Annotated in this window: 10 protein-coding genes; 1 reads left to right on the top strand and 9 read right to left on the bottom strand. The window is 58.0% G+C overall.

Annotated elements, in window-relative coordinates; all coding sequences use genetic code 11:
* Nucleotides 1-13: 13 nt before the first annotated feature.
* From fliS to HU719_RS19695, 5 genes are all read right to left on the bottom strand, one after another.
* Complete coding sequence (fliS, locus tag HU719_RS19715; protein ID WP_186536565.1) at nucleotides 14-409, bottom strand: flagellar export chaperone FliS; 396 nt, start codon at nucleotides 407-409, stop codon at nucleotides 14-16.
* 131 nt (nucleotides 410-540) lie between these two features.
* Nucleotides 541-1,941, bottom strand: a complete 1,401-nt coding sequence (fliD, locus tag HU719_RS19710) for a flagellar filament capping protein FliD (RefSeq protein ID WP_186536563.1) — start codon at nucleotides 1,939-1,941, stop codon at nucleotides 541-543.
* Between the two features lie 80 nt (nucleotides 1,942-2,021).
* Entirely contained in the window at nucleotides 2,022-2,399 is a 378-nt protein-coding gene (locus HU719_RS19705) for a flagellar protein FlaG (RefSeq protein WP_186536562.1), read from the bottom strand.
* Between the two features lie 72 nt (nucleotides 2,400-2,471).
* On the bottom strand, nucleotides 2,472-3,332 hold the full coding sequence (locus tag HU719_RS19700; RefSeq protein ID WP_186536561.1) for a flagellin domain-containing protein: 861 nt from the start codon (nucleotides 3,330-3,332) through the stop codon (nucleotides 2,472-2,474).
* 253 nt (nucleotides 3,333-3,585) lie between these two features.
* Nucleotides 3,586-4,521, bottom strand: a complete 936-nt coding sequence (locus HU719_RS19695; protein ID WP_186536560.1) for a ketoacyl-ACP synthase III — start codon at nucleotides 4,519-4,521, stop codon at nucleotides 3,586-3,588.
* Nucleotides 4,522-4,845: 324 nt separating this feature from the next.
* Here HU719_RS19695 and HU719_RS19690 point away from each other — a divergent pair, with 324 nt between their 5' ends.
* On the top strand, nucleotides 4,846-5,625 hold the full coding sequence (locus HU719_RS19690) for a class I SAM-dependent methyltransferase (RefSeq protein WP_186536559.1): 780 nt from the start codon (nucleotides 4,846-4,848) through the stop codon (nucleotides 5,623-5,625).
* A 106-nt stretch (nucleotides 5,626-5,731) separates the two neighbouring features.
* On the opposite strand, the gene HU719_RS19685 is transcribed toward HU719_RS19690, so the two are convergent.
* Genes HU719_RS19685 through HU719_RS19670 form a run of 4 tightly spaced genes read right to left on the bottom strand, consistent with a single transcriptional unit; the run spans nucleotide 5,732 to nucleotide 12,647 of the window.
* On the bottom strand, nucleotides 5,732-9,265 hold the full coding sequence (locus HU719_RS19685; protein ID WP_186536558.1) for a glycosyltransferase family 2 protein: 3,534 nt from the start codon (nucleotides 9,263-9,265) through the stop codon (nucleotides 5,732-5,734).
* A 45-nt stretch (nucleotides 9,266-9,310) separates the two neighbouring features.
* A complete protein-coding gene (gene rffA / locus HU719_RS19680; RefSeq protein WP_186536557.1) occupies nucleotides 9,311-10,465 on the bottom strand; it encodes a dTDP-4-amino-4,6-dideoxygalactose transaminase in 1,155 nt (384 codons plus the stop codon).
* Between the two features lie 24 nt (nucleotides 10,466-10,489).
* Nucleotides 10,490-11,869 (bottom strand): NAD(P)/FAD-dependent oxidoreductase, encoded by a 1,380-nt coding sequence (locus HU719_RS19675; protein WP_186536556.1) that lies wholly within the window; start codon nucleotides 11,867-11,869, stop codon nucleotides 10,490-10,492.
* 10 nt (nucleotides 11,870-11,879) lie between these two features.
* Nucleotides 11,880-12,647 (bottom strand): hypothetical protein, encoded by a 768-nt coding sequence (locus HU719_RS19670; RefSeq protein ID WP_186536555.1) that lies wholly within the window; start codon nucleotides 12,645-12,647, stop codon nucleotides 11,880-11,882.
* Between the last annotated feature and the right edge of the window lie 9 nt (nucleotides 12,648-12,656).

Genomic DNA, 12,656 nt, shown 5'->3' with positions numbered 1-12,656 from the left:
GTCACCTCCCGGGTCACGGTACCTGCTGAGGGTCGGGGATCGCGTCCCACCCTTCCTTCACGGTAATCAGCAGGCGCGCCACTTCATCGATGATCTCGGGGTCGCTTTTGGCATTGGCCTCGACCAGGCGCCGGCTCATGTAAGTGTAGAGGCTGTCCAAGTCGGCCAGGGAGTCGGCGTGGTTTTCCAGGTCCAAGCCTTCACGCAGGCCGCCAATGATGTCGATGACCTTGCCGATCAGGATACCCTTCTGGGCCATATCGTTACGCGCGATTGCACCCTTGGCCTGAGCCATACGGTCCAAACCGCCTTGCATGAGCATTTGCACCAGACGGTGCGGACTGGCTTCGGAAGTCTGCGCCGCGCCGTTGACTTTCTGGTATTGCCGAAGGGCCAACATCGGGTTCATGAATCTACCTCGTTGCAGCGAAAAAGGTTAATACAGGATACTTATCGCCACCCCGTCAAAAAACTTTAGGGAAAATGCAAAAGCCCGGGACACCAAACTGGCGTCGCCGGGCTTTTGGCGCAAGCAGCTGCTTAGGACTTCTTGGCCTGGGCGTTGAGCGCGTCGAAAATGGCGGTGATCTGGTTGGCCTGGGCCTTCATCTTGCCAAGGTTGGCGTCCAGCGTAGCGTACTGCTTGGTCAGCGAGGCCGTGAGCGTCTCTACCCGATGGTCCAGAGCATCCTGCTGATCCTTCAGATTCTTGGCGACACTATCCAAACCAGCCTTACGGCTAACCAAGCTACCATCGGCCGCGTTATACGGATCAATCGCCTTGTTCATGCGAGCGAAAATGCCGTTCTCGCCCGAAAACAACTCCTGCACCTCGTTGCCGAGCTTCTTGTCGTCCATTGCTGCAGTGAACTTGGCGCTGTTGAACTCCAGCGTGCCATCTTTGGTGGTGTTGATACCAAGCTGGCCAAGGGTGGTGAGACGATCCCCGGAACCCACATCGGTCAAGACCTTACGAAGATCGGACAACAGCGATCGAGTGGTAGGGTCGTTGGTCAGCGAACCCAGCACCAGATTACCCTCTTCGTCCTGAGACGTAGCGGTCAGCGAACTGATAGCTTTCTGCAGCGTGTTGTAAGCATCGACAAAACCCTGGATCGAAGTTTTCAGTCCGTCACTATTGGCTGCAACAGTGACAGTGGCAGCCGTGCCGACAGCACTCACCCCAGTCAACTCGAAAGTGAGGCCGCTCACCGCATCGGCAACCTTGTTGGAGGCACTGGTCACGACCAATCCATCGATGGTCATCTTGGCGTCCACGGCCTTTTCGGTCACGTAACCAGCACCATTGGCTGCCATCGACTGGGTGCCATCGACATTCAGGGAGGTCACGTCGCCACTGACCGAGATATCGGTGCCTTTGCCGGTAGTAGTCGAGCCTAACACCAACCGCGAGCCACCTTCACCGGTAACGATGTTCGCCGAAATACCCTTGGCGCCCAACTCTTTGTTGATCTGGTCACGAACACTTTCCAGCGTCGCACCTGCTGGAACCTTGAGCGTGTAGCTCGTAGTTCCCTGGGTGATAGTCATATCGCCATCGCCAACCAACGAGGTAGCCCCTCCGACAAACGCGTTGGTCGCTACCTTGGAACTGGTTGCCAGGTTGCTGACCGCAACACTGTAACTACCAGCCACCGCAGTGTTGCCGGCATTGACTTTTACCACGCCCTCATTGGACGACTTGCCAGCATAGGCATTGAACGAAGGCGCGTTCTTGTCATTGAGCTTGCCCATTGCGGTGCTGTACGCGGTCAGGGCACTGCGCAGCGCACCAATCCCCGAAATCATCGCAGCGTTATTGCTCGTCTGACGAGCGATCTGCGATTTCTTCGCAGCGGTGTCGGCAGTTACCAGCGTCTGGACGAGCGCGCCAATCTCAAGACCCGAGCCAACACCAATCGAGGATGTAATCTTTGCCATACAGTGCCCCTCTCATTTTTACGCGCAGCCCAACTCCTGCAGGGCCGGCATGAATCATCTAGCTAACCGCTCGCAGCCCATCAAACCTTGGCGTCGAACAGGATGCTGTTAACATCGCTGAGGCTGCGAGCAATGCGCAACGCCTCTTCGGAAGGGAGCTGGCGAACCACTTCACCCGTCTCGCTGGCGATAACTCGAACGACGATCTTTCCGGATTCCTCATCAGTTGAGAATTCCAGATTGCGCCGAGTAGAGCTGAGAAATTTTTCGATATCCGAAACGGCGCTTTTCACCTTTTCGATATCGTTCACGTCTTGACCAACCCCCAGATCCGCCTTGGCCACCAGCGCATCGGTGCCCTTGGGAGTCTCTGCAAGCCGCGCGACTGCTCTTTCACCCACCGGCTCGGCCGGGCGAGCGGCCGGGTAGGATAGGTTCAGCTTGACGCTCATGTCCATATCTACCACCTCGCAATACAAAGACGGGGGAGCGCCTCAACAGCACTCCCCCGCGGTCAGCTAGCTGGAAGATTAGCCCAGCAGCTTCAGGACTGCCGATGGCAGCTGGTTGGCCTGGGCCAGGATCGAAGTCGATGCTTGCTGCAGAGTCTGCTGCTTGGTCAGCTGAGCAGTTTCAGCGGCGAAGTCGGTATCTTGTACGCGACCACGAGCAGCTTCGGCGTTCTCGTTGATGTTTTGCAGGTTGTTGATGGTGCTGGTCAGACGGTTCTGCGAAGCACCCAGGTCTGCACGAGTGGAGTTGATCGCATCCAGAGCGGAGTCGATCGCGCTCATTGCCGCGCTGAAGTTGTTCTGCGCGGCGGTGGTATCAGCGCCTTTGATGTTCTTGCCAGCCAGGCCAGTCAGAGCAGCACCGGTACCGGTGGTTTTCATCGCGGCGCTGAGGGTGATGGTGATCTGGTTTTGGGTGCCAGTGTCCGAACCAACCTGGAAGGTCATGACGCCAGCGCTGCCGTCGAGCAGGTTCTTTTTGTTCAGCTGGGTGCTGTCAGCGATACGGTCGATTTCCGACAGCATTGCCTGGAACTCTTTGTCCAGAGCGTCACGGTCAGCCGAGCTGTTGGAGTCGTTTCGCGATTGCAGTGCCAGTTCGCGCATACGCTGCAGAATGTTGGTCTGCTCTTGCATCGCGCCTTCAGCAGCCTGGGCGATCGAGATACCGTCGTTGGCGTTTTTGATAGCCATGGTCTGACCACGGATCTGCGAGGTCATACGAGTGGTGATCTGCAGGCCGGCGGCGTCGTCTTTGGCGCTGTTGATTTTCAGGCCGGAGGACAGACGGGACATCGAGGTGCTCAGCGCGTCGGCAGCACGGTTCAGGTTCTTCTGAACGCCCAGGGAGGTAGTGTTAGTGTTTACAGTCAAAGCCATGACGATTTCCTCGTTGTATTGGGTACTGCGGCTTCCGGCCTTGGCAATACGCCGAGAGGGGCACAGAGAACCTTCGTAGTAGTTATCGTCGTCAGGCCGGGTTGCTTTAGAAGATTTTCAAAAAAAAAATACTGGCAACCTGCCAGCCCAATGAAATCAAGCTGTTGACGTCAAACTATGGGCGCACCCCATATCTGTTGCGCAAATGAAAACGCCGCCAGAAAAGGTGGCGGCGTTCTCCTGCTGGGCGAGTTCAGGCATCCCGTTCGATAATTGCCGAACCCCAAGACAACCCCACCCCAAAGCCGCTGAGTGCAACGCGCTGATGCTGGGACTGCAGCACATGCCTTTCGAGTAACAGCGGAATACTCGACGACACGGTATTGCCGGTCTCAACCATGTCTTTAACGAACTTTTGCCTCTGCTCCCCGCCATCGAAGCGCTGCGAAACGGCATCGACGATCGCAGCACTGCCTTGATGCAGACAGTAAAGGTCGACATCACTGGCACTCAGCTCGGACGCTTCGAGCAGTTGCGCCAGGTGTGCAGGCACCTTCACCAGCGCGAAGTTATAGACCTGCCGGCCGTTCATGAAGAACTTGCCGTCGGTCGTGCGAAGGTGCTCGGCGCCAGCGCCATCACTGCCAAACAGTGATTTGCCCAATTGCCACGGTGCGCCATCAACCATCCAGGTGGCGGTGGCAGCGTCACCGAACAGCATGGTGGTATTGCGATCTTCAGGGTCAACGATTTTCGAATAGGGGTCAGCAGTGAGAAGAAGGCCGTTTTTCAACCCTGCGGCTTCCATGAAGCCTTTCATCGCATACAAACCGTAAACGTAGCCAGAACAACCCAGAGAAACATCAAAAGCTGCCACAGCCGTGGAAAGGCCGAGCTTGTGCTGAACGATCGCGGCCGTGTGCGGAAGCCCTTCAGCATCGCCGTTCTGGGTGACCACGATCACTACATCAATTGCAGCCGGATCAAGCGAAGGGTTGGCGGCGAAAAGATTGCGCGCTGCCTCTACGCAGAGATCGGACGTTTCCTGGTTGGCGTCTTTGCGCGGCAGGAACGTGGAGCCGATCTTACCGAAAATAAACTCCTGATCCTTGCCGAATTTCGCACCCTGAAGGTAGTTGTCGACACCCGTCACAGGTACGTAACTGGCGATGCTTTTGATGCCAATCATTTTGGTTTCCCGATGGAAATAGCGAAAATACACGGGCTTTCGACAAAGCTCATAGGCCTATGCCTGCAGCGTCGGCGTGACAGCCCGCTGACTCAATAGACTAAAGATGCGCGTTTCGACCGCCAAGTCACGACATCATGCCGCACAGACACCGCTGCGGCCAACTCAATGCAAGGACAATCGCCGCATAAAGTCCAAGCCCTGCCCCCGCAAAGCCAGGCGCACATCTTGCATAGGATGTGACGCGCCAGAGAATGTGCTTGAGACACCAGCACGCGACCTGCTTCCACAGCAGGACCGCCATAAACGATAAAGGACACCTCAATGAAGGTCTGCCACACCTATCGAGAAAACCTGTACCACCTATTGGGGGCGATTTTCCAGGTCATGGAGAAGCGCCCGCTGGTAGCGGAACTGGGGGTATTGCGCGGGGAAAACGCGCTGAAGATCCATACTGCGTTGGCCCCCGAGAAAATGGTGCTTATAGATAGCTGGAGCAAAGCAGCTAACGATGCCTACAGCCCATTCGACGAGCTGCCACCGTGGGTAGTACCCGTCGACACCTATGACTACTACTACGGCGGCTCACTGCACGACCAACAGACCTGGGACAAACTGTACGAAGAGTGCCAGGCCCGTTTCGCGCATCTGCCAGAAGTGACAATTATCCGCTCGGACACCATTGGCGCCATCAACAAAATCCGACAGGAAACTGACATCGCCAAGTTCGACCTAGTGTACATTGATGCCAACCACCAGTACGAATACATACTGCGGGACTTGATGTACTACCAGGACCTGGTGGCAGATGATGGCTTCATCATGCTCAACGACTGCTGCCACAGCCCGAACGGGACCAAACAGAACCTCGGCGTCCTGGAGGCCCTGGGCAGCTTCATCAAACGCTCCGACTTCATTCCCGTGGCCATGACCAACACTGATTGGTCGGACGTGATTCTTGTCAGAAAGAACTCGATGCTCGTTCAACTGATGGACATGGCGCTGACCAATTCCGACGTGCCCTATGTCGAGATTCCCTATCAGCTTATTTCTGCAGCGCGAGTGGTCTACGGAAGCCAGCGAATCAATATCAGCTTCTCCTGACCCGGGGTCTGCCTGAAATCTGCCTGCGGGCAGGCCAGACAAGGCAAAACGGGGCGAGGAAGCCCAGTGTACTGGAGTACATGAGCATTCCGAGCCCCGCTTCAGATCAGTCAGCGATCCAGGCGCACCGCCAATCCTCCAGGCGCCGCCCTTCCAACAGCCAGTCGCTTCGAACCGCAGCTTGCTGGGCGTCGCCCAATGCCGCAGAAGCGTCTAGATCGTCCAGATGAAGACGTAAGGTACGAACCCATTCGGCCGCCTCGTTGCGAACGCGCGACAGCGGTAGCACGTCCCCACCGGCGAATCCCGCCACCCGACTACAGATCACCGACTGACCACACGCGGCATGCTGAAGCACGCGCAAATCACCTGAGCAGGCATTAGCCAACGTCTCAGCCATCGGTACCAGTGCGATATCCAGGTTCAGCGCGACCAGGCTCATCGCAAGCAACTGCGGCGGCACAGCAGCGTGCTGCTCTTTCAGGTATGGCTGCAGTGCCGCCGGGCAATCTCCCAGCACTACCCAGTCAACGTCATCCACCAACATCGGCACAACCTCGCCAAGCAGATGATCGTCATGGCCACCCAACCAACCTACACGCGGCTTCGCACCCACCCGCCGCTCACCCTGCAAGCGGCCCCACGAAGCGGGCAGCACGTTTTCCAGCAAACGAACGTCAGGATGGTGTGGCTGCACCAGCCCCGCCAGAGCGGTCGTCGCCACTAGCACCCGGTCGGCTTGCATTGCACCGAATCGCAAGCGCTGCTCCAACTCTTCGGCAGAGCAAGCAAGCACGTGTGGGGCGCTCGGCAGATACCGGTCCAAGTCGTAGACTTTGAAGGCCTGCGAGAACGCCCGCAGTCGTCGCAACATCAACAGGCTCGCATCGTCAATCGGGCGCTGAACCACGATAGTGGAAGGGTTGAAGCGCTCGAGTTCCACCGCAGACAGCGTCCCGGCGATCACCGCGCCATCAATGCGACCGGCAACACGCATGGCTTCCAGCGGTAACAGAACCCGCGCATGGCCCTCACTTTGCTCGCCGTCGACGCAGCCAAGTACGCCAGGCAGCAAGCCGCGCAAGGGTCGCCAGCTCATATCGCCGCCCTGGACCGCAAAGGCTTCGCCATCACTAAGCGAAAAGTGCATGTTGTACGCGCTGTCACGTGCCAGTTGCGGCAACCAGCGCGCATATAGCGCATCCTCCTGCTCAACGCTAACCACCTCGGGCGCGGGCGTTTCCAAGAGGATGCGCGCGTGGGGTGTCCAGACATTGAGATAGCCGGCTTGAATGAGCCTCAGGCACAGGTCTTCGGCCATCCAACGGCTCAGCAGCGGGTTGACGTCGAACCCTCCGAGTTCGACAAACAACGCGCGGCTCACCATCAGGCACTCACCGCCCACCGCCGAACAATTCTGCTCCAGCCCAAGGCGTCCCATGTAACCGGAATCCTGCGCCGAGCGCCCTTCGAAGGCACGTCCAACGCTGCCCCCCAACCCCAGTACCAGCGCCGCCTGACGAACAGTACCGTCGCGGGCAAGCACGCTACAGCCCACCGCCCCCACCTCCGGCCGCTGTGCATGGTTGAGCAGCGCCTTCAACCAATCAGCCCCCAACACCACGCTACCTGCGTCGAGCCACAGCAGATATTCACTGCGAGCCTCTGCCGCCGCTACGTTATACATGGCGGCGCGCGCGCTCCCAGGCTCGAACCGCAGAACCCTGAAGCGGCCTTGGCCCATCTGCTCGACCATCGCCAGCCAATCCTGCAGCAGGGGATCGTCAGCGCCCGGTTCGATCAGCAATATTTCATGGTCGCCGGCGGTAGCGTGTACCAGCAAGCTTTCCATGCAGCGTTGCAGGCTCACCAATGAGCCTTCGACAACAATGACGATACTTACAGAGGCCTGCTGCGGGTGGCCGTAGTCGATGCGGTAACGCCCAGCAGCAGCGGCCAACGGCACTGCCTGCGCACCGCCGTAGCCACGGCCGCGCAGGTGAGCCTCGATAACTGCAGCCGTGTCCGCGCATTCCTGCAAGGGCAAGACATTGCCGATCAACAACGGCTCACTGACGTGCAACACACAGCCAAGACCATGCTCGACAATCAAGCGCAGCTGGTATTCCAGCTCGAATGCCTGCCCAGCGGTGCAACTAAAGCCACCACGCTGGTGCCAGGTTTGGCGACGATAGAACCAATGGCGGCAGAGATGCCCAGGAAATGCCAACAACAAATCCAGGTTGAGATCTGGACGCAGCGCAGTGTCGACCACCCCTTGCACCTGAAAAACCGCTTCATCGCCATAGGCGGCGAGGCAGCCCTGCGGCGCTCGGCCTAACTCCAAAGCCGTCATCAGCAAGCCGCTGGACGCAAACTCGGTACCGGCCTGCACCACCGCGAACCAGTCACAAGCGGCCTGCTCCATACAGCGGTTAATGGCATCGACCGGCTGCAATGGGTCGCAGTGAACCCAGCGCGCAGTTGCCTGTACCGGGGCCTGATGACCCAGGACATACACTTCGACCTGCCGGTAAAGGCTGCGCGCCAGGCTTTCCAGAGTAATGGCCAGCGCGGCCTGATCGCCCCCATCGAGCACCAGCACGGCAAAGCCTATGGGCGCCTCGTTTGCCAGTTGCTCCTGGATCAGGCGCATTTGTTGCGGTAGGGGGTAGCGCTGGCGCAACCACTCGCGCACACCCAGGCGGTTGCCCGAGGCTTCACGACGGGCAGCAGACTGGGTTTTGGCGATAAATACTTCGAACTGGTCCCAGAAAGGCGCCGTGCGCTCGACATAACGCTGCAAAGCACCGTCCACGCCAGCCCGGGCGTGATCAACGGCATCTGGACGGTCAAGCATGGCAAAACCAGCGCTACCAACGAAACTGCCATCTAGAAAGGCCTGGTCGATACCGTGCCCTGGAATGAAAATAACCGGACAGCCGCACAGCACTGCGATGACGCAGGTCATAGACCATTCATAGGTGTACAGCACTTGCGCCCGTCGAAGCAGTTGGGCAAGTTCCGGCAGCGTCAACGCATTCGCCATACTCAGCAGGCGTACCTGCTCAGGCAGAATCGAATAGTCGATGGCATCGAGCGGGTGGCGATTCTGGTAGAGGTAACAACCCTCGCGCGGGGTGTCCAGCGGCCCGGCGGTGAACAGATCGATATCGATGGTGGGCAAGCACAGCAGGTCGCCATCTGGGTAGCCATGATGTTCGGCAATGAGTTTCCCCGAGTAGAACAGCAAGTCACTGGGCGCAGCTTCCATGCCTTGGCCGCTGATAAAGCCTTCGAAGTTCAGCAGAAAACGTGCGACGACCGAGCAGTTGAACGGGTTGCCTACAGTCACTTCCGGATAGACCGCAATTGGCTCGCAGCCGGCGCGCTGGTGACGCAGGCTGGCTTCATCGTCGAGCAGGGGCGTTTTGAGCTCCGGATTCACCACCTTGCCACCGCAGATATAGGCTTCGCGGCCATTGAGGTTGAGCAAGTGGCAAAGATAATGCAGCGACGCGATTCCCGACGACGTCTCCCGATAGTCCGGCGCCATGATGTAGTAAGGATGCTCCGGGCGGGCATACATCAAACGAAGACGCTTCATGGCCTGCGCAAGGGCCTGCTCGGAACTCGACATCGGGTGAAACTCCATAATCAGCTGAAAATCGCCGAGCCAAGGCTTTTACGCCTGCCGTGCACCTGCGAAGAATTGGAAAATGGCCGCACACACGCGCCCAACCTGTTCGATGCTCATGTCAGAATAAAGCGGCAGGCGCACCAGACATGCGGAAATTTCCTGGGTTACCGGCAAGTCGCCGACACAGCGCGAAAACCGCAGCCCGGCTGGCGAATCATGCAGGGGCACATAATGGAACACTGCATAGATACCCTTTTCGCGCAAATACTCAATCAATTCGCCACGTTCCTGGTTGTTGCGCATCAGCAAGTAAAAAATATGCGCATTAGCCGGTTTGCCGCCCTCGGTACGCGGCAACCTGACAAAGCCGTCGGCCTGCAATGCTGACAACGAGTGATAGTAGGCCTCATACAACGCACGCCGATGGGTGTTGATGGTTTCGCCCTGCTCCAATTGAGCATAGAGAAACGCTGCCGTCAGCTCGCTGGGCAGGAACGATGAACCGACATCGACCCAGGTGTATTTGCTGACCTCACCGCGAGAGAAGGCCTTGCGGTTGGTGCCTTTCTGCCAGATCACTTCTGCCCGCTCGATCAACTTCGGGTCGTTGATCAGCAAAGCACCACCCTCACCACTGATCACGTTCTTGGTTTCGTGAAAGCTCAGGCAACCCAGATGGCCGATGGTACCCAGCGCACGTGTTTTTTCCCGAGCGAGGATTGCCTGTGCCGCATCTTCGATAAGCATCAAGCCGTGCTTTTCGCATAGCTGCAGCAAGGTATCCATGTCACACGGCTGCCCCGCATAGTGCACGGCAACAATCGCCTTGGTCTTTTCGGTAATTGCAGCCTCGACCAGACGCTCGTCTAGATTGAGCGTGTCGGCGCGCACATCCACGAATACCGGCACTGCACCACGCAGAACGAAAGCGTTGGCGGTGGATACGAAGGTAAACGACGGCATGATGACTTCATCGCCCGGGCCGATGTCAGCCAGGATTGCCGCCATTTCAAGGGCTGCCGTGCAGGAATGCGTCAACAGTGCCTTGGAACAACCCAAATTGCTCTCCAGCCATTGCTGGCACAAGCGCGTAAATTGCCCGTCGCCCGCTATGCCACCATTCATGACCGCCTGGGCGATGTAGAACAGTTCTTTGCCAACAACGAACGGCTTATTGAATGGAATGATCTGGTTGTCCACCTTCGTGTCTCCGATTATTGAACGTCAGGCAAAGTCCGACGGGGAAAGGAACCCGGCCAGAAGCGCGTCCACAAAGTCGACCTGGACAGCCTGCTCAAGCTCGTGCTTGTCGAAAAACGCTTTTGCGCGCTGGTAGTAATATTGCTCTAGCGCTTGATTGGCATCGGTATGCCCCGCGTCATAGCCGTGTTGCGACAGCGCCGAGCATTTGACCGCTGCATATTTCCGGCAACATGCCTCCACCGACTGGTCGAGCCATGCGCTACGCTGCGGCCGCGCGAAATCGAAATACTCCCGGGCCGCTGCCGAGACCGTCTGGCCCAACAGCAGAGCAGCTAGGTTGTCGGCCAGCCACGGTGCAAAATGGTATCCGTCACGCCGGGTTCCAGACGTTATGAAGGTATTGTCGTTGAGCTGCCCAATAACGGGGTATCCATCCATGCTCAACGGTCGATAGCCGAAGTTATAACGAATGAAGCCACTGGTCCGATGCAGGTGATTGACCTGATTGATCGCCCCATTGATCAACGCAGCCACGGACTCTGCCCGGGGAAACTGTTCATCGGCGGTAGTCACCAGGTTGGTGGCGCCGACCACAAACAGATCGTCTTGATAGGGTGCATGGTAAATGCCACAAGCGCCTCCCCGATTAGGCGTTCGCAATACATAGCGCCCCTTGATGCCAGCGTTCTTCAGCACCACGGTAGCACCAACACTATTGATTACGCGGATACAGCCGGGCTCATCCCACAACCGCGTCGCCATGCTGCCGTTGGCCAGCACGATACGTTCAGCACTCAGTACCTGCCCGTCCTCGAGCGTCACGCCAGCTGTACTGTCACCGGCCTTGTTCATCGACTTCACCACGCCGTCGACAAACCGAACGCCACGCTTTTGCAGCGTTGCCTGCAGCGCATGGATCACCCCATCGGGGTTCAGTACCCCTTCGCGAGGCAGGAAAAGCGCCTGTCGGGTTCGGTAGCTGGCATCGGGCACATAGGCCGGCTCGACCTGTGGGTCTACCCGTTCATAGGGTTCGGTGAACTCATCAAGGTAGCCGGCAATCGCGTCGAACGCGGCATCCTCAAAGCGGTTGGAGGCGTTGTTGTTCACCAGCACAGTGCCGAGGCGGTAATGCTCGGCGGGGATCTCGAACTCCTCGACAAAGCCCTGCCACAAGCGTGCCGATGCCTGACTCAATTCGAACTTCAAGCGGTCACGAGGCTGATCAAGCGCACCAGGCTCCAATTCAGCGAACGAGTTGAGCATTGCCGCTGCCGCCATCGACGCACTGTAAGGACGAGCAGCCGGACCGACCACTTGAATACGCTCACCTGGAATACTGCGCGAGAGGCCAGCAGCGATTGCCAGGCCCACCATGCCATTACCAACGATCAAGAACATGATGGACTCCTTACAGCAGCTCGACGATGCACAGGGAAGGATAGGTGTCCGAGCGTTTGATCTGGTGACGGACCTTGCCAAGAACTTGCGCGACGTAGGCGTAGCCTTCGCCGGGCAGGAAATCGCGCTGCAGCTGGAAGAACACCAGCAACGAACCCGGCACGCAACGTGGCATGATCTGCTCTAGCGCAAAGCGTGTCGGCCCTTCCAGGTTCATGTCGAAAAACGCCAACGCCACCAACAGGTTGCGTTGCTGTTCAATGAAGCGAGGCAAGGTGTCCTTGATATCCCCCTCCACTACCTGATGGCCGCTCGCTACTTCGGGCAGCGCGTTGATGCTTTCATGCAGGCTCAACAAATGGCGCAGGTAATCGGCATAGCCGTTGCCAGTGTCGTAGCAACCATCCTGGAAGTTGGCATTGGCAACCTGTCCGTCGCCGACATGGGACTTATACCCGGCAAAGGTATCGAACGCCGCAATCCGGCGCTGTTTATTGAACGGCTCGAAAATCGCCCGCAGGTTTTCGCACAGCACCGCGTTCTGCCCGCGCCAGGTCCCGAAGTCCAGTACTGAGCCAGGCAGGCGAGCAATCTGCCGATACAGATCAGAAATCGCCAGCATGCGTGCCAGCGACGCCGAACGGATGAAAAGCCCGAGATTGCGCTCTTTCTCGGCATCATCCAGAGGCGCGTTTGCAAATGCCTGCCAAAGCTGCTCGCGGGCTTCGAGCTGGCCATTATTGGACTGCGTGACGGAGGTGGAACCGCTTTTGAGCATGGGATTTTC

It is taken from the genome of Pseudomonas farsensis, from assembly GCF_014268805.2.
Lineage (GTDB): Bacteria > Pseudomonadota > Gammaproteobacteria > Pseudomonadales > Pseudomonadaceae > Aquipseudomonas > Aquipseudomonas farsensis.
The sequence above is the reverse complement of the archived record's forward strand: the minus strand, read 5'-3'. Positions and strand labels throughout refer to the sequence as shown.

Bases quoted from the DNA above. Each gene is read 5' to 3' on its own strand.
- HU719_RS19670 (WP_186536555.1), bottom strand. From the start codon at position 12,647: ATGCTCAAAAGCGGTTCCACCTCCGTCACGCAGTCCAATAATGGCCAG.
- HU719_RS19675 (WP_186536556.1), bottom strand. From the start codon at position 11,869: ATGTTCTTGATCGTTGGTAATGGCATGGTGGGCCTGGCAATCGCTGCT.
- HU719_RS19700 (WP_186536561.1), bottom strand. From the start codon at position 3,332: ATGGCTTTGACTGTAAACACTAACACTACCTCCCTGGGCGTTCAGAAG.
- fliD (WP_186536563.1), bottom strand. From the start codon at position 1,941: ATGGCAAAGATTACATCCTCGATTGGTGTTGGCTCGGGTCTTGAGATT.
- HU719_RS19695 (WP_186536560.1), bottom strand. From the start codon at position 4,521: ATGATTGGCATCAAAAGCATCGCCAGTTACGTACCTGTGACGGGTGTC.
- HU719_RS19690 (WP_186536559.1), top strand. From the start codon at position 4,846: ATGAAGGTCTGCCACACCTATCGAGAAAACCTGTACCACCTATTGGGG.
- fliS (WP_186536565.1), bottom strand. From the start codon at position 409: ATGAACCCGATGTTGGCCCTTCGGCAATACCAGAAAGTCAACGGCGCG.
- HU719_RS19685 (WP_186536558.1), bottom strand. From the start codon at position 9,265: ATGTCGAGTTCCGAGCAGGCCCTTGCGCAGGCCATGAAGCGTCTTCGT.
- HU719_RS19705 (WP_186536562.1), bottom strand. From the start codon at position 2,399: ATGGACATGAGCGTCAAGCTGAACCTATCCTACCCGGCCGCTCGCCCG.